This window comes from Aequorivita viscosa, assembly GCF_900106795.1.
In the GTDB taxonomy this organism is placed as follows: domain Bacteria; phylum Bacteroidota; class Bacteroidia; order Flavobacteriales; family Flavobacteriaceae; genus Aequorivita; species Aequorivita viscosa.
Map to the genome: position 1 here is coordinate 82483 of NZ_FNNS01000012.1, position 20620 is coordinate 103102.

Annotated in this window: 16 protein-coding genes and 1 pseudogene; 12 read left to right on the forward strand and 5 right to left on the reverse strand. The window is 36.9% G+C overall.

Annotation, left to right across the window (positions count from 1 at the left end; translation table 11 throughout):
- Window positions 1–116 precede the first annotated feature (116 nt).
- Window positions 117–2000, forward strand: a complete 1884-nt coding sequence (locus BLW28_RS08735) for a putative porin (protein WP_073217924.1) — start codon at window positions 117–119, stop codon at window positions 1998–2000.
- A gap of 167 nt (window positions 2001–2167) precedes the next feature.
- On the forward strand, window positions 2168–3352 hold the full coding sequence (locus BLW28_RS08740; RefSeq protein ID WP_073217927.1) for a porin family protein: 1185 nt from the start codon (window positions 2168–2170) through the stop codon (window positions 3350–3352).
- Window positions 3353–3526: 174 nt separating this feature from the next.
- Here the strand turns inward: BLW28_RS08740 and BLW28_RS08745 are convergent, their stop codons facing one another.
- Window positions 3527–3832, reverse strand: a complete 306-nt coding sequence (locus BLW28_RS08745; protein ID WP_073217930.1) for a monooxygenase — start codon at window positions 3830–3832, stop codon at window positions 3527–3529.
- Window positions 3833–4147: 315 nt separating this feature from the next.
- Window positions 4148–5290 carry an acyl-CoA dehydrogenase gene (locus BLW28_RS08750; protein ID WP_073217933.1) on the reverse strand — a complete coding sequence of 381 codons (1143 nt, stop codon included), beginning with the start codon at window positions 5288–5290 and terminating at the stop codon, window positions 4148–4150.
- Window positions 5291–5470: 180 nt separating this feature from the next.
- Here BLW28_RS08750 and BLW28_RS08755 point away from each other — a divergent pair, with 180 nt between their 5' ends.
- From BLW28_RS08755 to BLW28_RS08785, 7 genes are all read left to right on the forward strand, one after another.
- Entirely contained in the window at window positions 5471–6532 is a 1062-nt protein-coding gene (locus BLW28_RS08755; RefSeq protein WP_073217936.1) for an anhydro-N-acetylmuramic acid kinase, read from the forward strand.
- Between the two features lie 127 nt (window positions 6533–6659).
- Window positions 6660–7886 carry a Glu/Leu/Phe/Val dehydrogenase dimerization domain-containing protein gene (locus BLW28_RS08760; protein ID WP_073217940.1) on the forward strand — a complete coding sequence of 409 codons (1227 nt, stop codon included), beginning with the start codon at window positions 6660–6662 and terminating at the stop codon, window positions 7884–7886.
- Between the two features lie 17 nt (window positions 7887–7903).
- A complete protein-coding gene (nhaD, locus tag BLW28_RS08765; protein ID WP_073217944.1) occupies window positions 7904–9283 on the forward strand; it encodes a sodium:proton antiporter NhaD in 1380 nt (459 codons plus the stop codon).
- 47 nt (window positions 9284–9330) lie between these two features.
- Window positions 9331–10029, forward strand: coding sequence for a MotA/TolQ/ExbB proton channel family protein (locus BLW28_RS08770; protein WP_073217948.1), 699 nt, complete (start codon window positions 9331–9333; stop codon window positions 10027–10029).
- Window positions 10029–10421, forward strand: a complete 393-nt coding sequence (locus BLW28_RS08775) for an ExbD/TolR family protein (RefSeq protein WP_073217950.1) — start codon at window positions 10029–10031, stop codon at window positions 10419–10421. The genes BLW28_RS08770 and BLW28_RS08775 overlap by 1 nt, the downstream gene beginning before the upstream one ends.
- A gap of 71 nt (window positions 10422–10492) precedes the next feature.
- Complete coding sequence (locus BLW28_RS08780; RefSeq protein WP_073217953.1) at window positions 10493–11320, forward strand: energy transducer TonB; 828 nt, start codon at window positions 10493–10495, stop codon at window positions 11318–11320.
- Window positions 11321–11347: 27 nt separating this feature from the next.
- A complete protein-coding gene (locus BLW28_RS08785; RefSeq protein ID WP_073217956.1) occupies window positions 11348–12565 on the forward strand; it encodes a bifunctional folylpolyglutamate synthase/dihydrofolate synthase in 1218 nt (405 codons plus the stop codon).
- Window positions 12566–12581: 16 nt separating this feature from the next.
- Here the strand turns inward: BLW28_RS08785 and BLW28_RS08790 are convergent, their stop codons facing one another.
- The 3 genes from BLW28_RS08790 to pyrH all read right to left on the reverse strand — a co-directional run bounded on the left by BLW28_RS08790 (window position 12582) and on the right by pyrH (window position 15295).
- A complete protein-coding gene (locus BLW28_RS08790) occupies window positions 12582–13844 on the reverse strand; it encodes a hypothetical protein (protein WP_073217959.1) in 1263 nt (420 codons plus the stop codon).
- An 87-nt stretch (window positions 13845–13931) separates the two neighbouring features.
- The gene (frr, locus tag BLW28_RS08795) at window positions 13932–14486 is read right to left on the reverse strand and encodes a ribosome recycling factor (protein WP_073217962.1); all 555 of its coding nucleotides are present in this window, start codon (window positions 14484–14486) and stop codon (window positions 13932–13934) included.
- A gap of 101 nt (window positions 14487–14587) precedes the next feature.
- Entirely contained in the window at window positions 14588–15295 is a 708-nt protein-coding gene (gene pyrH, locus BLW28_RS08800; protein ID WP_073217963.1) for a UMP kinase, read from the reverse strand.
- Between the two features lie 241 nt (window positions 15296–15536).
- Between pyrH and BLW28_RS08805 the strand changes: the two genes are divergently transcribed.
- The 3 genes and pseudogenes from BLW28_RS08805 to BLW28_RS08815 form a co-directional block, all read left to right on the forward strand.
- Window positions 15537–16619, forward strand: a complete 1083-nt coding sequence (locus BLW28_RS08805; protein ID WP_073217966.1) for a hypothetical protein — start codon at window positions 15537–15539, stop codon at window positions 16617–16619.
- Between the two features lie 196 nt (window positions 16620–16815).
- A complete protein-coding gene (locus BLW28_RS08810) occupies window positions 16816–20268 on the forward strand; it encodes a pyruvate carboxylase (protein WP_073217969.1) in 3453 nt (1150 codons plus the stop codon).
- Window positions 20269–20370: 102 nt separating this feature from the next.
- Window positions 20371–20620 (forward strand): annotated as a pseudogene (locus BLW28_RS08815) (IS982 family transposase); the annotation flags it as partial.

Consider the following 20620-nt stretch of genomic DNA (forward strand, 5'->3'; position numbering starts at 1 on the left):
CCAATTCAAATAACGAATAATAATTGATTCAGTACAACTAATCAAATGCCCAATTCAATAGGTAATCCTGCATTAAACTTAAAAATAAATTATCTTTGCCGAAAAGCTATTTCAGTATGAAGAAAATACTTTTGCTATTGTTGGTTTCGTTGGTCACTGCAACTGTGTTTTCGCAAGCTCCTTCTTCGAAAAAAGAAAAACCACCGATTACCGATTATAGGATAATCTCATTTGATCGCGACACGACCTTTGTAGACACGACACTTTCAATTCGTAAAAAATACAAATTCAACTACCTTCGGAAAGATAATTTTGAACTTTTACAGTTTTCAAACGTAGGTCAGACTTATAATTCGTTAGCCTATTCTTTTGATCGATTACACTTAAAACCGTTGTTTGCCGCGCAATCGCATCATTTTAATTACAAAGAAATTGAAGATGTAAATTATTTTAGGGTCCCCACGCCGCTTACTGAGCTGTATTTTAAAACTGCCTATGAGCAAGGACAGCAAATGGATGCGTTTTTTACGGTAAACACGTCTCCACAACTCAATTTTTCGATCGGTTATAAAGGCGTTCGCTCTTTAGGGAAATATCAGCATATATTAACCAGTACAGGAAACTTCCTTTTTACGGCAAATTATCACACTAAGAATAATCGTTATGCTATACGCACCCATGTGGCGGCGCAGGACATAATGAATCAAGAAAATGGTGGATTGAACGAATCTTCCTTGGCACTTTTTATAAATAACGATTCCGAATTTAGGGATCGCGGTAGAATGGATGTTCTATTTGAAGATGCTGACAATAAACTGGAAGGGCTGCGGTTTTACGGGGATCATTATTACGAGTTAATTAGTGAACGCGATAGTACGGCCTATACGGTCTTGACCGTTGGAAATGTCATTTCTTTTGAACACAAAGATTATCGCTACAATCAGACAACAGCGTTCGAGGATTTTGGGCCTTCTTATGTGGCAACGGACTTATCTACCAGAACAAAACTTGAAGATTTTAACGTGAAGGGGTTTGTAGATTATAACAATTCGCTTTTAGGAAAAATCACGGGTTGGGCAGGATATACCGATTTAAATTACGGCTATAATTCTGTGCTTATTCTGGACAATAGTATAATTCCTGACCGAATTATTGGCAATATGGTTGAAGTGGGAGCTGCGTACGAAAAGCAATATCGCGGATTTGAACTTTCGGGGAAGGGAGCTGTTAACGTAGCTGGCGATTTTGACGGTAACTACCTCCAAGGAGCGGCCTCGTACAATTTGAATGATGATTTGGCAGCAAAAGCCTCTGTAACGATTCATTCTGTGGCGCCCAACTTTAATTTTCAACTAAACCAAAGCGATTACAAAAACTACAATTGGAAAACCAATTTGAACAATGTAAAAAGCCAAGAACTCAAGTTTGAAATCGACACAAAAAAATTTGGAAATGCTTCGGTTAGTTATACAGGTATTGACGATTACACCTACTTCGGAATAAAAGCAAATGAAAGCACTCCATCGCCATTACAAGCTTCGGAACGAGTGGATTATTTAAAGATAAAAGCCGAAAAGGAATTTACCTACGGACAGTTTGCATTAGAAAATACCATAATGTACCAACAGGTTTTAAGCGGGGAAAATGTGTTTAATGTGCCACAGCTTATTACCAGAAATTCACTTTATTATCAAAACCATCTATTTAAGAAAGCTTTGTTTTTACAAACGGGAGTAACTTTTAAATACTTCACCAAGTATAATATGAATGCCTACGATCCAGTTTTAGCCGAGTTTTACGTACAGAACAATCAGGAATTAGGTGGTTTCCCGTTGGTAGACCTCTTCTTTAACGCAAAAATCAGGCAGACCCGAATCTATTTTGTTTACGAAAATTTCACTGCGCTTTTCAGTAGTAAAAATGAATACTTCGCAGCACCGGGTTATCCGTACCGCGACAATGTTTTGCGGTTTGGATTGGTTTGGAATTTCTTTTTGTAGTAACTAGCTTTTAAAAGTACCTTTATACGGTTGTTTCTAGCAACACTTATTTATTATAGCTTTTACTTTTGTTGAGATTATATTATTTATTACATTTGATTTTACAGCTAAAAAAATACAGCAAACCCCGTATTATTTAGCTTTTTCGCAAACTAAAACTGAAAGAAATGAAAAGATTTATATTCATTATTTTAACGATTATTCTAGGTCATCAGGGGTATTCTCAAATAACTTTTGAAAAGGGCTACTTTATAGATAATGCCAATCAAAAAGTAGAGTGTTTAATTAAAAACATGGATTGGGGTGGTACGCCAACTGAATTCGTTTATAAAACTTCCGAAGATGGTCCTACCCAAAAAGGGACTATCAATTTGATTAAAGAATTCGGTTTATACAATATTGGTAAGTTTGTGCGAAAAACAGTAGATATTGATAGGTCAGCAGAAGGAATTCGAAATTTAACCTACAACAAAAACCCAGAGTTTCAAGAAGAAAGGCTCTTTTTAAAAGTTTTGGTAGAAGGAAAAGCGAGTTTATATGAATATGTAGACACGGGTTTGGTTCGATATTTTTACACTGTTGATAATTCGGATATCGAACAGTTGGTTTTTAAAAGTTACAGAGCGCCATTAAATCAAGTGGGTAAAAACAATCAATATAAACAACAGTTACATAATGATTTACAATGTTCGAGCATTAATGTAAAAAAGATTGAAAATTTAAATTACAGAGAGTCAGATCTCTCTCGATTTTTTATTGAATACAACAAATGTAGTAATGCTGCGTATACCGATTTTAGAGAGAAACGAAAAACGAAGTTTTTAAATTTAAGTATTCGTCCAGGTATAAGAAGCTCTAGTTATTCTTTAGAAAACAATATTTTAAGCTCTAGAAATGCAGATTTTGGAAGTCAGGTTGGTTTTACCATCGGTCTCGAGGCAGAGTTTATTTTACCTTTCAATAAAAATAAATGGGCAATTTTATTGGAGCCTACTTACCAATATTATAAAGCAGAGGGCGAGTCGAGATATCAAACTCTTAAGTTGGATTATAAATCGTTGGAAATACCCATAGGAGGAAGGCACTATTTCTTTATAAGCCCAAAGTCGAAAGTTTTTGTTAATGCATCCTTGGTTTTTGATATAAGCAACTCAAAAATCGAGTTTGAAACAATGCCCGATGTTAATATAAAATCCAATCTTAATTTTGCTTTTGGATTAGGTTACAAGTTTAATGATAGATATAGTTTGGAGTTGAGGTATTTTACAAATAGAAATATTATAGAATCGTATGTAAACTATGATTCAGAATATAAATCGGTGGCTGTTTTATTGGGGTATACATTGTTCTAAAATCCATTTTAAGAATAACAATTCATGTAATTAAATAGAATGATAAATGATTCAATAATTTAAATACAATCTACTCAAGCCGCTGTTTGTGGCTTTATTGAAGTTTCTTTAAAAATTCGTAACTATTACAATTCCAAACGAAATAGCCTGCGATTTCGGTTTTTAAAAATTGAATTACTGCAGGGGTGCTTTACAAATAGCAGAAAGCTCTTCATTTATTTCAAAAACTTTTCCTCTAATATTTGAATATCCAAATTGCGCCAATCTTTCAGAATGCATTTTGAGGTATTTTTCTGCATTTTCCCTTGAATCGAACATATAAACACCACCTGCCATTTCATCTTTTTTACTTTCTGTCCAAAACTTCCAGATAAAACCAGGTTCGTTGTTAATGCTTTGAGCCAATTCATTCATTTGAACTGCCATTTCTTTTCCCCAAACATCGTTGTGTGGAAAATCTACGTGTATTATTACAGCCATATTATTTAGTTTGAAAATTAAGTGTAAAGTTAGTCATTCGCAGTTGCTTTTTAGTAATCAGTTTCCTGCAAGAAACTATTAATTTTGAAGCCTTTTTATTGTTCTAAATAACTACTTAGTCATTTATTAAGAGATAATTTCCCTCTAAAACAAAAAAGCAAGACCATTATCAGCCTTGCTTAGTGTTTATAGAGATTCAATGTGAATATTCTGAAGTGATATTCACTTCACAAAATGCGAACTGTTAAATGACCGCACAATTAATGGTAGTCGAGTGATTCCTATTTGCTTTGGCAAAAAAGAATTATACCAAGACTAGTCTCTTAAAAGTCCTCTGGAAATTACAATTTTTTGAATCTCTGAAGTTCCTTCGTAAATCTGGGTAATTTTGGCATCACGCATTAAACGTTCAACGTGGTATTCTTTTACGAAACCGTTTCCGCCGTGTACTTGAACTGCTTCAACTGTTACGTCCATTGCTACTTGGCTAGCATATAGTTTAGCCATTGCGCCGCTCATATCGTAATTGTTGCCTTGGTCTTTGTCCCACGCTGCTTTTAATACCATATGTCTCGCAGCTTCAATGCTCGTGTGCATGTCGGCAAGTTTAAATGCGATAGCTTGGTGGTTACAGATTTCTGTTCCAAACGCTTTACGCACTTTTGAATATTCGCGAGCTAAATCGTAAGCTCCTGCAGCAATTCCTAAAGCTTGAGCCGCGATACCAATACGGCCACCAGATAGCGTTTTCATAGCAAAAGTAAATCCAAAGCCATCTTCGCCAATTCTGTTTTCTTTTGGAACCCTTACGTCATTGAAAATTAAAGAATGAGTGTCGCTTCCGCGTATTCCCAATTTATCTTCTTTTGGGCCAATTTCAAAGCCTTCCCAGCCTTTTTCAACTATAAAGGCGTTAATTCCTTTGTGTTTTTTCTCTTTATGGGTTTGAGCAATTACCAAGTAATAATCAGCGGTACCGCCATTGGTAATCCAGTTTTTTGTTCCGTTTAGGATATAATGATCACCATCTTCAATCGCGGTCGTTTTTTGCGAAGTAGCATCACTTCCCGCCTCTGGTTCACTTAAACAAAATGCACCAAGCTTTTCACCAGTAGCCAATTTAGTTAGGTATTTTTGTTTTTGTTCTTCAGTTCCGTAAGCCTCGAGACCATAGCAGACTAAGGAGTTGTTTACAGAAACAATTACTGAACAAGATGCATCTACCTTGCTAAGCTCTTCCATGACTAAAGCGTAGGAAACTGCATCCATACCGCCACCGCCGTATTTTGGATCTACCATCATTCCTAAAAATCCGAGTTCGCCCATTTTCTTGACTTGTTCGGCAGGGAATTGTTGCAGGTTGTCACGCTCAATTACGCCCGGAAGTAATTCGGTACGTGCAAAATCGCGAGCAGCGTCGCGTATCATTATCTGTTCTTCGGATAGACTGAAATCCATAGGCTTTGTTTTTGAAAATATCGTTTTTAAGAATTGCAAATGTACTTTAAAATTAAAGTAAATCCCAAAGCACCAATTTAAAATCCCAAAATCCGCAATCAGATTTTAAAATTTGATTCTTGTTTTCGTTTTATTTCAAATCTTCCTAACTATCTTTAATCCAAATCCAATTATATAAATTTGAAAAAAGACAATTATCATATTATCGGAGTAATGAGTGGCACCTCCCTAGATGGTATCGATTTGGCAGAGGCTACCTTTAATTATTCTGAAGGGAAATGGAATTTTAAAATCCTTAAAGCCCGAACGATTCCGTATTCTTCATATTGGAAAAACGAACTTCGAGAAGCAATCAACTATTCACAAGAACAATTAGAGCGACTTGATTTTAAATATACCGAAAAGCTATCTGAAGAAATCTTAGGTTTTATAAGAAGAAATAATATTCAGGAAATAGATGCTATTTGCAGTCACGGTCACACCATTTTGCATCAACCAGAAAAAGGATTTACACTTCAAATTGGAAATCTGCCGCGATTGGCTAAATTGGTTTTTCGAACCGTTGTTTGCGATTTTAGAACGCAAGATGTTAACTTGGGCGGACAAGGAGCGCCGTTGGTTCCGATTGGTGACAGACTACTTTTTTCAGAATTTGATTACTGTTTAAATCTCGGAGGTTTCGCGAATGTTTCTTCAGAAGTAAATGGAAACAGAATTGCTTATGATATCTGTCCTGTAAATATCGTGTTAAATCGATATGCCGAAAAACTTGGGAAGGATTTTGACGAAGATGGAAATTGGGCGAGAAGCGGATCAGTCAATTCTAAATTGCTAGAAAAGTTGAACGCACTTCCTTTTTATTCTGAAACACCTCCAAAATCGCTAGGCTTGGAGTGGGTAAATAAAAACATCTTTCCCATACTAGACGATGTCAATAGTTCTTCCAAAGATATTTTACGAACTTTTACAGAACATATTGCAATGCAACTGGCAAACCAATTTTCCGAAGGCGCTTCAGTATTAATAACGGGTGGTGGTGTTTATAACTCTTTTTTAATTGAAAGACTAAAAAACCTTAGTGCGGTAACGGTAATTGTTCCATCTTCTAAATTAATTGAGTATAAAGAAGCGTTGATTTTCGGACTTTTAGGTATTTTAAAGATGCGGGGCGAAGTAAATTGCTTGGCAAGTGTCACAGGAGCAAAGTCTAACCATTCTTCAGGGATTGTTTTCTCGCCGTAATTTTTCTTAAAAATAAAACAAATCCCCTTCTAAGTTTTCTATATTTGCCAAGCAAATTTGAAGCTGTTAGCGAAGAACTCATCATTCTCCAAAGCTTTGGATATTTAGAGATTAACTAATCATATCAATGAAAGACTTACTCAAAAAGTACGAAGAAAAAGCCCCCGAAATAGTATTCCATTGGACCGACCCTGAAACCGAGGCTGAAGGCTGGACAGTAATCAATTCCTTACGAGGAGGAGCTGCTGGTGGCGGAACAAGAATGCGAAAAGGACTTGATAAAAACGAAGTGCTTTCCTTAGCTAAAACCATGGAAGTTAAATTTACCGTTGCGGGCCCTCCAATTGGCGGTGCAAAAAGCGGTATAAATTTTGACCCTGCCGACCCTCGAAAAAGAGGTGTTTTGGAACGTTGGTTTAAAGCTGTTTCCCCGTTACTTAAAAATTATTATGGCACTGGTGGCGATATGAACGTGGATCAACGACTAGAAGTGATTCCTTTTATTGAAAAATGCGGCATTAGGCACCCACAAGAAGGTGTTTTTAATGGTCATTTTAACCCATCGGAAGCAGATAAAGTTCAGCGTATTGGGCAATTGAGAGATGGAGTTGGAAAAACTTTGGAAAGTGCGACATATAGTCCAGATGTTAGCCAAAATTTAAAAGTTGCCGATATGGTTACCGGTTTTGGCGTAGCTGAAGCTGTGAAGCATTATTACGATATTTACGGAGGTAGTGTAAAAGGAAAACGTGCCGTTGTTCAGGGTTTTGGAAATGTAGGCTCGGCAGCCGCTTTCTATCTCGCCCAAATGGGTGCTAAAATAGTTGGAATAATAGACCGAAATGGAGGAATTATAAACAAAGAAGGTTTTTCGTTTGAAGAAGTAAAACAACTTTTTCTGAATAAAAACGGAAATGAACTTGTAGCTGATAATATGATGTCGTTTGAAGAAATAAACAATCAAATTTGGAAGCTCGAAACCGAAATATTTGCTCCGTGCGCAGCTTCAAGGCTCGTTACTAAAGAACAAGTTTCTCAAATGATTGAAACCGGACTTGAAGTAATTAGCTGTGGCGCAAATGTTCCTTTTGCAGATAAAGAAATTTTCTTCGGTCCCATTATGGAATACACCGACGAACATATAAGCTTAATTCCAGATTTTATAAGTAACTGCGGAATGGCAAGGGTTTTTGCTTATTTAATGGAGGGTAAAGCTGAATTGACAGATGAGGCAATTTTTAAGGATACTTCTTCGACTATAAAAGATGCAATTCAGAGCACCTTCGATAGAAACAACAGTAAAACAGATATCAGCAAAACCTCATTCGAGATCGCGTTGAAACAATTGCTATAAAGCATATTTAGGAGTAAATGGAATCGATCATCATTTTAATTTTTGTTCTCGGGTACTTATCAATAACACTAGAACACCCCTTAAGACTGGATAAAACTGTTCCAGCACTCGTAATGGCTTCACTTATTTGGGCTGTTTTAGCTATTGGATTCACCAATGGTTGGTTTAATATCATAAATACTGAAGGGCAGGTGTTTAACTTTCTATCGGGTGGCGAACACGCCTTAGAAGGTTTTGAAGGAACCTTGCTTCATCACTTTGGAAAAACTTGTGAAATACTTATTTTCTTGATCGGCGCAATGACGATTGTAGAAATAATAGACCTTCATCAAGGTTTCGAAGTTCTAAAAAACGTGGTCCATACTCGAAGCAAACGAAAGCTACTTTGGATAATTGGAATTTTAGCATTTTTTCTTTCAGCTATTATAGACAACCTAACGGCAACTATTGTACTTATTACACTCCTTAGAAAGTTAATTCACAGACGAGAAGATCGGTTGTGGTATGCTGCCCTTATAGTTATTGCAGCAAATTCAGGTGGAGCTTGGTCTCCAATTGGAGACGTAACCACAACTATGTTATGGATTGCAAAGAAACTTACAGCCGGAGGTTTAATTGAGTTTGTTGTGCTTCCTTCTATTGTTTCGTTTGTTATTCCATTCTTAATTGCAAGTTATCTGCCCGTCTTTAAAGGAACGTTGGAGGTAGAGCCGCAAGAAAGCAGCAAAGCCACAAAACTATTAAGCAGTAAAACAATGTTGTTTTTAGGGCTTGGAATGATTGTTTCGGTACCTGTGTTTAAAACTTTAACTCATTTGCCTCCATATATGGGGATGATGCTCGCTTTGGGAGTGGTTTGGTTAGTCTCGGAATACATCCATCCAGAAGAGGATTTTAGCAGGGAAAGAAGAGAACTTTACTCAACTCATAAAGCGTTGGCCAGAATAGAAATTTCAAGTATTTTGTTTTTCCTCGGAATTTTAATGGCTGTTGCAGGTCTAGAAGCTTTGGTATATGGTGTTGTAAAAGGTGAAGAAGTAGGAACACTTCGATATATGGCAGAAGTTTTGCAGAGAACTATTCCAAATCAAGACGTCGTTATAATACTTCTAGGAATGTTGTCTGCAATTATTGATAACGTACCTTTGGTTGCGGCTTCAATGGGAATGTACGATTCGCCAGTAGATTCTGTTTTGTGGCATTTTATAGCCTATGCTGCAGGAACAGGAGGAAGTATGCTCATTATTGGTTCGGCAGCAGGTGTAGCAGCCATGGGAATGGAGCGCATCGACTTTATCTGGTATCTAAAAAACATTACTTGGCTCGCATTTGTTGGGTTTATTGCAGGAGCAGGAGTATTTTTACTGGTTGAAAGAGTCATATTTCATCACGTATAACAATTTTTAAAAATCAATCTCGTTATTCACTTAAACAAAATGTATTTATGTTGAACTTCTTAATTCAGGATGGTGCTGAAGTAGCACAAGACCTTGAACCAATTGTCGAAGAAAAAACCCTATCAATAATGGATCTCCTAATGACCGGGGGAATCGCGGGACAGATTATAATCGCAATACTGTTTGTGTTACTTTTTGTTGCGGTTTATATTTATTTTGAAAGATTATTTGCCATAAAAGCTGCAAGTAAAATGGATTCTAATTTTATGAACCAGATTCACGATCACGTGTCTAAAGGTAATCTGCAAGCAGCAAAAATGCTATGTTCGCAAAACAACACTCCTGTGTCGCATCTAACAGAAAAAGGACTTTCCCGAATTGGCAGCCCCTTAGAAGATATTAATACAGCAATTGAAAACGCAGGACGTCTTGAGGTGTATAAGCTGGAGAAAAATGTGAGCGTTCTTGCAACTATTGCAGGAGCAGCTCCAATGATTGGTTTCCTGGGAACCGTAATTGGTATGGTTTTGGCTTTCCACGAACTAGCAACAAGTAGCGGACAAGCTGAAATGGGCGGACTGGCAGAAGGTATTTATACTGCAATGACCACAACAGTAGCGGGTCTAATCGTCGGGATTATTGCCTATATGGGCTACAACCATTTAGTAGTTAAAACTGATAAAGTAGTGCACCAAATGGAAGCTACCGCAGTTGATTTTCTTGATATGTTAAACGAGCCTAGTTAATGAATTTACGAGGGAGAAATAAAGTAAGTGCCGAGTTTAGTATGAGCTCCATGACAGACATTGTTTTTCTGTTACTGGTGTTTTTCTTACTTACTTCGCCAACAATAACGCCAAATGCTTTGGATTTAATACTTCCAAAAGCAAGCGGAAAGACTTCAAGTGTACAGAAAGCTTCGGTGAGTATTACAAAAGATCGCGCTTTTTACGTAGACAACGAAAGAACAAGCGAATACAATATAGAAAAGGAGCTAAAACGTATTTTAGCAGGCCAAGATGATCCCACAATTATTTTGCGTGCCGAAGAAGGCGTACCAATTGAAGACGCTGTTTTTGTAATGGATATTGCAAATAAAAATAAGTTTAAAGTAGTACTAGCCGTTAGGCCCAAATAAAGTTGATAAAGTAAAGTCGTTTATCGCAGTACCATTAACCCCGTTTCTTTCAAACCACAAACCGCAAACCTTTGAAACTTTTAGACACAGAACATAAACGAAAAAGTATGACCATCACGGTAATCGTGCACGTCATTCTTCTTATTTTGTTGTTTTTTGTTGGAATGAGATATCTCGACCCTCCAATAGAGCAGGGGATTGCGGTTAATTTTGGAACGTCTGACGTAGGTAGTGGAAAAATTCAGCCAACCGAAAAAATACAATCAGCACCTCAAAAAACTACTTCGCAACCAGTTTCACAACCAAAATCTGAAATTAAAGAAGAAGTTGTGACTCAGGATGCTGAAGATGTTCCTGTAATTAAAAAAGAAAAACCTAAAAAGGAACAAACTGAAACTCCTGTAAAGCCTGTAAAAGAAGAACCTAAAAAGGAAGAAAAAAAACCAGATCCAAAGCCAGATCAATCTACCACAGATGCGCTTTCCAGTTTTTTGAATGGTCCTAAGAGCGATGGAACGGCAAAAGGGGGAGAAGGAAATGACGGTAAGCCTGGAGATAAAGGAGATCCAGATGGCGACCCTAACGCAAGTGCTTACTACGGTACAGGCAAAGGTTTGGATGGCGATGGTAACTATCAGTTAGGTGGAAGAAAAGCACTGAACAAGGAAAAATTTGTGCAAGAATGTAACGAAGCTGGTATTGTGGTAGTTAGTATTGAAGTGGATAGAAACGGAAACGTAACCAGTGCTACTCCAGGAGTTCGTGGAACTACAAACAACTCTAAATGTCTTACCGAGCCAGCAAAACGTGCTGCTATGGCAACAAAATTTAATCCCGACGATAAAGCACCAGCAAAACAAATCGGTAAAATAGTTTATAGATTCAGCCTTTCAGAGTAATTTTGTTGTAGCTCTAATTCTATTCTCATCAAATATTCCAAAACAATACAGTGGCTTTTTGCGCAACTCCCAATGTACCAAAGGGTGGGGCAATCTGCCTACAAAGCCGATTTATCAGCAACGATTAATCTTGCCCGTTATTTAAACAATCCTGAAAAAAGCTTTAAAAGTGTGCATGTTGCCGGCACTAATGGCAAGGGAAGTACGAGCCATCTATTGGCTTCAATTTATCAAGAAGCAGGTTATAAAACTGGGCTTTACACTTCGCCTCACTTAAAGGATTTTCGTGAACGGATAAAAATTAACGGAAAAATGATTCCCGAACAGACTGTTTGCGAATTTGTTGAAAAACATAAACCATATCTAGAGCGCAATCAACTTTCCTTTTTTGAAATGACAATAGGACTTGCTTTTGATTATTTCAGAAGTGAAAAAGTGGATATTGTAATCATAGAAACAGGAATGGGTGGTAGGTTAGATAGCACAAATATTGTTACTCCCGAAATTTCAATAATTACAAACATCGGTTTAGACCATACACAGTTTTTGGGAAACACCCTAAGTCAAATTGCGGCTGAAAAGGCTGGAATCATCAAAAAAGAAGTGCCAGTAATCATTGGAGAAACCCTTCCCGAAACAAAACCTGTTTTTGAGCGTAAAGCCTTAGAACAAAATGCGCCGATAGCTTTTGCCGAAAAAGATGATACTCCAAATTATCCTTCAGATTTAAAAGGAGTTTATCAGCAAAAAAACATCCGTACTGTTTTGACTTCAATACGAGTTTTACAGCAAAATGGATGGAATATATCTGAAGAAAACATACAGAATGGCTTGTTAAAAAGTATTGAAAATACAGGTTTAATGGGGCGTTGGCAGATTTTAAATGAGAATCCGAAAGTGGTTTGCGACACTGCGCACAACGAAGTCGGATTGCGTATTGTAATGAATCAACTTAAAAAGGAAACCTACAAACAACTACACATTGTTCTTGGAGTTGTAAATGATAAAAACCTTGCTTCTATCTTGCCTTTTTTCCCGAAAGAAGCTGTTTATTATTTCTGTAAGCCAGATGTTCCTCGCGGACTAGACGCATCATTATTAACGGTTCGAGCATTGGAATTTGGGCTAAAGGGAGAGGAATATATCTCGGTTCAAAAAGCGTATAAGTCTGCTTTAGCGGCGGCTTCTTATGACGACTTTATATACATTGGAGGAAGCACCTTTGTTGTTGCTGAGGTTGTCTAAGTAAAAAATTCGTTCTTTATACCTTCAAATTAAAAGTGAATTTAAACGATACATTTTCTTCAAAGGAAGGCAAATGGTAATACCCGTATCTGTATGCGAAACTCAGTCCGAAGCCAAAAATAATTTTATTTAATTCAACGCCAGATTCGTTATAAACGTGCTTTAAAGACTTAAAAGGAATACCAAAATGCTTATCGATTTTGCTTATATCACCCATTGCGTGTCGCGTGATAATAACGAGTTCAGGCTTCCATTTTTCAGTGAGTTTAAAACGGCGTAAGCTGTGTTTTATTTGTAGCATCGATAACTTATCTGAATAGAATTCGCCAAAATGCATCGTCTCAAAACTCTGCACCCCTGCAACAGAAAAACGCCCTGTCCAATCTAATTTATTAGGTTGGTTAGGGTATGAATGAAAGAGATGGGTAAGCGGAACATCGCCAATTGCCAATAATCCTTCTAAGAGAATATTTGTTGAAGAAAGATCTTTTCGTTTTATGAAATAATCGAATTTAAGTCCGATTTTGGTATAATTAAAATCACTTTCACCAACCCCTTTAAATCCCTGAGTAACTTGTCCACTAATTTTTGGAAGACCGTCAAAATACTCACGAGTCCCATCTTCATTGGTAAAGAAGTTTGTTTTTGGGCTATACCGAAAAGAAAAGGACGCTTCCGATAGTTTGTAATTGTGATAAAATCTGCTATTATCTATAAAAAAATAGTTTTCTATATTTTCAACATTACTATGTGCTATACGGAATTCGGAAAGTAGTTTCGGGGAGAGCTCGCTTGTAATGTTGGCGTAGTATTCCCGATATTTATAAAATTGAATAATATTTATCAAACGTGGTTCGAAGATGGAATATACGCGGGCATCGGTAAGAAAATCGAATGTGCCAATTTCTTTAATATCATCGGCATAAAAGAGTTTAATCCAGGTTTTTTTTTCTTTATTGACTCGCACACTGGCTCCCAATCCGTACTTTACTTTGGCATCGATAAACCCGTACGCTACATATCCACCTAGTTTATAATTTTCAAAAAGTTTGTCGTTCGTAAGACCTCCTATGCCCAATCGTACCCCTTCGTAATTGTTGTATTTTACAAGTGTTTTGAGGTCAATATCGAAAAACCCTATTGGGAAATAACCTGTTGAAAGCGGGTGTTCTTTCTTATTTTCAACATTAATAATCGTATCACTTGTCTTTATGGCTGGAGTTTGAGCATAAGCAAGTAGTCCGATGAGCGAGAAAACAAAAAAGAGGGTTTTTTGCATATTGGAACGTAGGGAGTGTGTTTTTAAAGGTAAAAACAAAGCGGCATAATAGCCGCTTTATTGTAATAAGTTTAACGGAAGCATAGCTTACACCGTCATTATTTCTTTTTCCTTTACAGCCAAGAAGTCATCAATTTTTTTGATGTGCTTATCGGTCATTTTCTGGATATCATCTTCTAAATTCTTTTTAAGATCTTCAGAAATATCGAGTCCTTTTAGGTCATTATTTGCATTTTTTCGATCATTACGGACACCAATTTTGGCTTCTTCTGCGGCAGCTTTTGCTTGTTTTGCCAAATCTCTTCTGCGTTCTTCGGTAAGTGGTGGTACATTAATGATTACGCTTTCGCCATTGTTCATTGGGTTAAATCCGAGGTTTGCAAGGTGGATTCCGCGTTCAATTTCGTTAATCATTCCTCTTTCCCAAGGCTGAATACTAATAGTCATGCCGTCAGGAGTACTTACGTTTGCCACTTGGCTCAACGGAGTAGGGTTGCCGTAATAATCTACCATTACACTGCCCACCATTGCTGGTGATGCTTTACCTGCACGTATGTTCGCAAATTGTTTTTCCAAATGCTTAAGAGCATTACCCATTGCTTCACGGGTACCGTCAATTATAAAATCTATTTCGTCTTCCATAAGGTTAAAAATTCAAGCTTCGTCTTCGCTTAAGGTTACAAGTTTAATATAATTTTATCGCGAGTAAAAATCATTAAATACTCGGGAAAAATAGTATTTTATTACAAATTAACTTTGGTTCCAATACGTTCTCCACAAACTACTTTCAAAAGATTTCCTTTCGTATTCATATCGAACACAATTATTGGTAATTCGTTTTCTTGACTTAGTGTAAAGGCTGTTGTGTCCATTACTTTAAGACCTTTTTGCAGAACATCTTCAAAACTTATAAAATCAAATTTTGTCGCCATTTTGTCCTTTTCTGGATCGCTAGTGTAAATGCCATCTACACGGGTTCCTTTTAGGATAACGTCGGCATTTATTTCAATAGCCCTTAAAACGGCAGCCGAGTCTGTAGTAAAATAAGGATTTCCAGTTCCGCCACCAAAAATTACCACACGACCTTTTTCTAAATGACGTATTGCTTTGCGACGAATAAAAGGTTCTGCTACTTCGTTAATGTTAATTGCAGTTTGCAAACGAGTAGGTACTTCCTCGTTTTCTAAGGCGCTTTGTAATGCTAGACCGTTGATAATGGTTGCCAACATTCCCATATTGTCGCCTTGTACGCGATCCATACCGCTGCTGGCTCCTGCTAAACCTCTAAAAATGTTACCGCCACCAATAACAATGGCTACTTCTACACCTTTATCTGTAATTTGCTTTATTTCTTGGGCGTATTCCTTAAGGCGAATAGGATCGATTCCATATTGCTGATTGCCCATTAAGGCTTCGCCAGATAGTTTTAAAAGAATTCTTTTGTATTGCATATTTTGGGTTTGCTGTGGCAAAAATAAAGAAAAATTTTGATGCGGTGCGGGTTATTGAAAAAAGTAACTTCGAAGCGTTTAACTATATTCAACATTATTGCGGGATAATTTCTGGATGCGGGTTTTTCACGTTTTCTAAGGTCATTTCGGCTGAACCACTTTTTTATAAGGTACGGCTATCCTAAACTAAAATTGCATCCGTGCTCTAAATCTGTATCTTTAGGGCTTATTTGATTATTTCATGGACAAGTCAAACAAACTCATTTCAAAAAAAAAGCCGACGTATCCCATTACCGAAGCACTTTCAAAATATCTTAACCGTCACGGCCGGACGATTCAAATTCCGGTTTATTATGACGATTTACTTCGTTTTCAAGGCTCTGTTTCTATTTATGACAAAAATGGAAAAGACACCCTGTGGGTTAGTGTGTATTATTCTGAATTTGAAACTGAGGAAATAAATCACAGCTTAAAAAAGATATATTCCATTTTACAATCCGACGGTAGCGATACTATTCTGCCTTACCTAAATATTGACAGTGTAGATTTTTGCACCTTCGGAAATTCAAAGCCTTTCCGTGTTAAAGTCCGAAATGTTCTTAACGACAACTACATTTATTTATACATAAAAACAGCCGATGCCTCTCGTATTTACGGGTTAGAGCTAGAAAGCATCCTCTCTCCAAACAACATTAATTTTCTCGTACACAAAAACACATTAATCGAAGAACATATTATAGGCATCCCGGGAGACGATTTTATCGAGAACTATTTGGATAATTGTAACGAAAGAGATAAAATGGAAATCGCCAAGGAATTTGTGAAATTCAATGAACGTTGTTTTGTGCGGCTATTAGGCGATATGCGATCTTATAACTATGTTGTAGTACTTACCCACGATTTTGACCGAATACAATATCGAATTCGCGCCATCGATTTCGACCAACAATGTTATGAGGGAAACGTAAAAGTATATAAACCACAATTTCTTAAAGAAAACTTTAAACTTGTAGAAATGACTTTGAGCTTACTTCAAAAGGCATCCATTGATCAATACGAAAATGAAGAAAGGTCGTTATTGGCAAAACGTGCGGTAAGCGAGCGGAAACGATTAAAACGATTAATGAACTGCTTACGAAACGATAGCGTTTCTTCTCCTCAAAAAGTAAAACAATTAAAAATGGATTTGTTTAAACTAACGGGCGATGTGAATTTTAAAAAATCTACCAATATGGGTGAAGTACTTACTAGTGCTTTAGATTTTGTAATTCGAAACTATAAAAATGAAAACCCTCATTTACGCAGAGTCAGAACAGGCTCATAATTAGATTGTTAATTTTTTTATTGAAATTATCAATACTCTACACAAACTGCCAAATTTTTAATTTATGTAAGTATAGGTATTCTAAATTACACCTATGCTAGCATATTTATTTTAAAAATTTGGAAAATTATATTAAGCCTTTGTCTGTGTTCCCTATCTTTACGACTTTATCTTATAAACCTTAATAAAAGTCTTCATGAAAATTAAAAAAGTTCTAGTTGCCAATCGAGGCGAAATTGCTATCAGAATCTTACGTGCCTGTACCGAAATTAACCTTACCACAGTTGCAATATACACCCATGAAGACCGCTATTCGCAGCACAGATATAAGGCGGATGAATCGTATCAAATTGGTGAAAATAATGAGCCGTTAAAGCCTTATTTAGACGGGGATGCAATTATTGCAATAGCAAAAGCAAAAAATGTAGATGCCATTCATCCTGGGTATGGTTTTCTATCCGAAAACTCAGCATTTGCCCGTAATTGTGCAAAAAACGGAATTATTTTCATAGGACCCGATCCTGAAGTAATGGACGCATTGGGCGATAAAATTACTGCTAAGAAAATAGCCGAAAAATGTGATGTTCCAACCATAAAAAGCAATACCAAAAAACTTACATCTTTAAAAGTTGCCCTTTCAGAAGCTAAGACCATTGGTTACCCTATAATGTTGAAAGCTGCTTCTGGCGGTGGCGGGCGTGGAATGCGCGTTGTTAGAAATGATGATGATTTAAGCAATAATTTTGATTCTGCTCGAAGCGAGTCGTTAAACGCATTTGGCGACGACACCATGTTTCTGGAAAAATATGTAGAAGACCCAAAGCATCTTGAAGTTCAGATAGTTGCTGACAACCACGGTAATATCCGACATTTATTTGAACGTGATTGTTCGGTACAACGTAGACATCAAAAAGTTGTTGAGGTTGCACCTTCTTTTAATGTTTCTGGAAAAGTTAAGAATGCTATTTACGAATATGCAGTTAAAATCGCCACCGAAGTTAAATACAACAACGTAGGTACTGTTGAATTTTTAGTCGATAAAGAAGATAATGTCTTTTTTATAGAGGTTAATCCCCGAATTCAAGTAGAGCATACTGTTACAGAAATGGTAACTGGTATTGATTTAATAAAAACTCAAATATTCGTTGCGGGAGGTTATAAATTATCTGATAAACAAATTAAAATATACGATCAAGAAACACTTGCTACTTATGGTTTTGCAATGCAATGTCGCCTTACAACTGAAGATCCAGCAAACAACTTTACGCCAGATTACGGCACAATAACCACATACAGAAGTGCTTCTGGAATGGGAATTCGATTGGATGCTGGGAGTATATATCAATCCTATAATGTAAGTCCGTTTTTTGATTCCATGTTGGTAAAAGTTTCGGCCCACGGAAGAACTTTAGACGGAGCGGTACGAAAAATGATACGGGCCTTAAAAGAATTCCGTATTCGCGGAGTTAAAACAAATATCCATTTTCTTCAAAATGTAATTCAACACGAAACGTTTAAAGACGGAAAGGCTACCGTTAATTTTATAGCCAATACCCCATCCTTGTTTGAGATTAAACTTCCGCAAGATCGTACTTCAAAAATTGTTAATTATTTAGGTGAAGTAATTGTAAACGGCAATCCAGACGTGAAGACAATTGATAAAAACAGAGTTTTTAGAACACCAAAAGTCCCAAAATTTGACATTTTGGGCGATTACCCAAAAGGAACGAAAGATTTGTTAACCGAATTGGGTCCGGAAAAGTTTAGCAAATGGTTAATGGACGAAAAGAAAATTCATTATACCGACACTACATTTCGCGATGCGCACCAATCTTTATTGGCAACGCGAATGCGCACCTATGATATGTTGGAGGTAGCCGAAAGTTTTGCTAAAAACCATTCCAACACATTTAGTATTGAAATGTGGGGCGGTGCTACTTTCGATGTATGCCTTCGGTTTTTAAATGAAAGCCCTTGGTCTCGACTTCGTGAATTACGGCAGAGAATTCCGAATATATTATTCCAAATGCTGCTTCGTGGTTCAAATGCCGTTGGTTATAAAGCGTACCCAGATAATTTAATCGAAAAATTCATCGAGAAATCTTGGGAAAACGGAATCGACATTTTTAGAATATTCGATTCGCTAAACTGGGTAAAAGCTATGGAGCCTAGTATTAATTTTGTTCGAGAGAAAACGGGCGGATTAGCCGAGGCTGCTATTAGTTATACAGGAGATATTTTAGATCCAAAAGAGACAAAATACACTTTAAAGTACTATACCCAACTAGCAAAAGACCTTGAAAATACCGGCGCGCACATTATTTGTATTAAAGATATGGCAGGGTTGCTAAAACCATACGCTGCAAGTGAACTGGTCGCTGCTTTAAAAGACATCTTGAATATTCCTGTGCACTTGCATACGCACGATACCTCCTCTGTTCAATCTGCAACCTATTTAAAGGCAATTGAAGCAGGAGTAGACGTTGTTGATGTTGCTTTGGGCGGAATGTCGGGTCTTACTTCGCAACCAAACTTCAACTCTATTGTCGAGATGATGCGAAACCAACCGCGTGAGCACGATTTCGAAATTAATAAATTGAATCAGTTTTCCAATTATTGGGAAGACGTTCGTGAAAAGTATTATCCTTTTGAATCTGGCCTTAAATCGGGAACTGCAGAAGTGTATCAACACGAAATTCCTGGCGGACAATATTCAAACCTTCGACCGCAATCTGAAGCTTTAGGGCTAGGAGATCGTTTTGATGAGGTGAAAAAAATGTACGAAAAGGTTAATGAAATGTTCGGAAACCTTATCAAGGTTACACCGAGTTCAAAGGTGGTGGGAGACATGGCTATTTTCATGGTAACGAATAACCTTCAGCCAGAAAATGTTATGGAACGGGGCGAATCGCTCTCTTTTCCAGAATCGGTAATTAGCTTTTTTAAAGGCGATTTAGGGCAACCCATTGGCGGATTTCCAAAAGAACTTCAAAACATAATTCTTAAAAACACGTCAGCGTACACCGAAAGGCCTAATGCGCATTTAGATCCGATAGATTTTGATGTAGAATTTAATGCTTTTAAGAAAAAGTTTCAGAAAGGATTTTCAAGATCTCTCGAGTTTGAAGACTTCCTTTCTTACATACTGTATCCAAGGGTTTTTGAAGATGCCCACGAGAAATATAAACTTTACGGAAATACAACTATTCTGTCTACAGAAAATTTCTTTTATGGAATGAAACTTCAAGAAGAAGCTACGATTGAATTGGAGCCGGGCAAGTCCATACTTGTTAAGCTTCTTTCTGTTGGAATTCCAAACGAAGACGGAATTAGAATTGTATTCTTTTCAGTAAATGGAGAAAACCGATTTGTGGAAATTAAAGATAAATCCATTATTGTAAGTAAAGAAATAAACGTAAAAGCCGATGAACAGGATTCGAATCAATACGGAACTCCGCTGCAGGGAAGTCTTTATAAGGTCCTAGTGAAAAAAGGGCAGAAGGTTAAAAAGAACGATCACCTTTTTATTATTGAAGCCATGAAAATGGAAACCACGATAACTGCAAATAAAGATGGAAAGGTAAAATCTGTGTCGCTAAAACCTGGTTCTATGGTAATGAAAGGGGATTTAGTGGTCACCTTAGAATAGAAATTATATTTTAACTAACCCGTTGTGCATTATGATTTAAAAGAAAAAAGTTGTCCATATTACTGATAATCAGTATCTTGTTTTAGCTATAAAACATTATATATGAACAACTTAAGTGCAAATTACGAAAGAATATTGGAAGTTTTAAGAAAAATATCAAAAGATCAACTTTTACCCTATCAAAGGCGAGAACCAAAGCTCTGTGACTTGGAACTGATAAGTTTGAGTTTAACGGCTGAGTTTATGGGCAGAGATAGTGAAAACGATCTTTTCAGAAAACTTCCCGAAATGATATATACAAAAATTGAGCGAAGTGTATACAACAGGCGAAGGCGAAGGCTCGCCAATGAGC

Excerpts from the sequence above, each read along its gene's own strand:
- BLW28_RS08735 (WP_073217924.1), top strand. The coding sequence starts at position 117 with ATGAAGAAAATACTTTTGCTATTGTTGGTTTCGTTGGTCACTGCAACT.
- BLW28_RS08740 (WP_073217927.1), top strand. The coding sequence starts at position 2,168 with ATGAAAAGATTTATATTCATTATTTTAACGATTATTCTAGGTCATCAG.
- BLW28_RS08745 (WP_073217930.1), bottom strand. The coding sequence starts at position 3,832 with ATGGCTGTAATAATACACGTAGATTTTCCACACAACGATGTTTGGGGA.
- BLW28_RS08750 (WP_073217933.1), bottom strand. The coding sequence starts at position 5,290 with ATGGATTTCAGTCTATCCGAAGAACAGATAATGATACGCGACGCTGCT.
- BLW28_RS08760 (WP_073217940.1), top strand. The coding sequence starts at position 6,660 with ATGAAAGACTTACTCAAAAAGTACGAAGAAAAAGCCCCCGAAATAGTA.
- nhaD (WP_073217944.1), top strand. The coding sequence starts at position 7,904 with ATGGAATCGATCATCATTTTAATTTTTGTTCTCGGGTACTTATCAATA.
- BLW28_RS08770 (WP_073217948.1), top strand. The coding sequence starts at position 9,331 with ATGTTGAACTTCTTAATTCAGGATGGTGCTGAAGTAGCACAAGACCTT.
- BLW28_RS08775 (WP_073217950.1), top strand. The coding sequence starts at position 10,029 with ATGAATTTACGAGGGAGAAATAAAGTAAGTGCCGAGTTTAGTATGAGC.
- BLW28_RS08790 (WP_073217959.1), bottom strand. The coding sequence starts at position 13,844 with ATGCAAAAAACCCTCTTTTTTGTTTTCTCGCTCATCGGACTACTTGCT.
- frr (WP_073217962.1), bottom strand. The coding sequence starts at position 14,486 with ATGGAAGACGAAATAGATTTTATAATTGACGGTACCCGTGAAGCAATG.
- pyrH (WP_073217963.1), bottom strand. The coding sequence starts at position 15,295 with ATGCAATACAAAAGAATTCTTTTAAAACTATCTGGCGAAGCCTTAATG.
- BLW28_RS08805 (WP_073217966.1), top strand. The coding sequence starts at position 15,537 with ATGGACAAGTCAAACAAACTCATTTCAAAAAAAAAGCCGACGTATCCC.
- BLW28_RS08810 (WP_073217969.1), top strand. The coding sequence starts at position 16,816 with ATGAAAATTAAAAAAGTTCTAGTTGCCAATCGAGGCGAAATTGCTATC.